At 73.8% G+C, this 1,088-nt stretch carries 1 protein-coding gene and 1 pseudogene; both read right to left on the reverse strand.

Translation table 11 applies throughout. The features are described from left to right. Nucleotides 1-15: 15 nt before the first annotated feature. The gene (locus tag ACJOT3_RS34565; protein WP_406977340.1) at nt 16-660 is read right to left on the reverse strand and encodes a pyridoxamine 5'-phosphate oxidase family protein; all 645 of its coding nucleotides are present in this window, start codon (nt 658-660) and stop codon (nt 16-18) included. Between the two features lie 86 nt (nt 661-746). Further along, nucleotides 747-1,088 (reverse strand): annotated as a pseudogene (locus ACJOT3_RS34570) (globin domain-containing protein); the annotation flags it as partial.

Below are 1,088 nucleotides of genomic sequence, written 5' to 3' on the forward strand. Positions count from 1 at the left end.
GCGGGCGGCAGGGGCTCAGTTCCCGAGCAGGTCCCCGCGGGGCCGGGCGTCGTTGTCCTTCTTGGCCCCGAAGAAGTCCCCGCCCTTGCGGCGGACGTCGTCGGTGCCCCAGTCCTCCTCCGGCCCCACCTTGCGCAGGTGCGGGATGTGCTTGCGGCAGTGGATGTAGGCCTCCTCGACCTGCACCAGCAGCCACATCTGCGCCCGCTGCCCCGGGACCTCCGGCAGCGGCAGGTCCCGCACGTGCGCCCGCAGGCGGTCGTCCTCCATGATCTTCACGCGCCCGTTCACGTGGAGGCCGATCCGGTCGCGCTGGAAGTCCAGGAACATCAGCCCGATGTGCGGGTTCTGGGCGATGTTGCCCGCGCTGGCGAACACGCCGTTGCCGCGGTACTCGGGGAAGGCCAGGGTGCGGTCGTCGATGACGTGCACGAACCCCGCGGGCCCGGCCCGGAAACTGGAATCGCACTCGCCCCGGTCGTCGGCCGTGGCGATGAAGAGCATCTCCTGGCGGGCGATGAAGGCCCGCATCTCGGTGTTGAGGTGGTCCAGCATCTGGTCGCGGTAGAAGCGCGCCGCGCGATCGGACGTCCCCATGACCTGCTGGACGTAGCGTTCGCCCTCGGTGCCGGTCGCGGGGGTGTGGCTGGTCTGTGTCATGAGAAGAACAGGTCCTTCGACGGTGTGCGTGCGTTCGGTGAGGGGCGCGGGGGAGCGCCGGGGGCCGCCGGGGTGCGGGGCGCCCGTCAGCGTCCGCGCCGGCCCGCGGCGCCCGCGGGGGCCCGGCCCGGGGCCTGGTTCCGGGGCGGCTCCTGGGGGCGCTCCTGGGCGCGGCCCGGCGTTCTCTCCCGGGGGCGCTCCTGCGGCCGGTCCTGCGGCCGGTCCTGCGCGTGCCGCGGCGTGGGCGGGCCGGAGGGAGGTACCGGAGCCGAAGCCTCTCCGTTGAGGGTGGTGGTGGGCGACGGGTGGGCCTCCGCCCCGGCGAGCATCTGGGCGGTGACCCACTGGTAGACCAGCACCCAGGCCGAGCTCATGGACGAGGTCCACGTCGGCGAGACCTCGCTGACGGCGCGGACCAGGGCCCGGCC

This window comes from Nocardiopsis protaetiae (genome assembly GCF_045446735.1).
GTDB classification, from domain to species: Bacteria; Actinomycetota; Actinomycetes; order Streptosporangiales; family Streptosporangiaceae; genus Nocardiopsis; species Nocardiopsis protaetiae.

What these genes read in the sequence shown, in the direction of transcription:
- ACJOT3_RS34565 (WP_406977340.1), bottom strand. Translation starts at nt 660, where the DNA reads ATGACACAGACCAGCCACACCCCCGCGACCGGCACCGAGGGCGAACGC.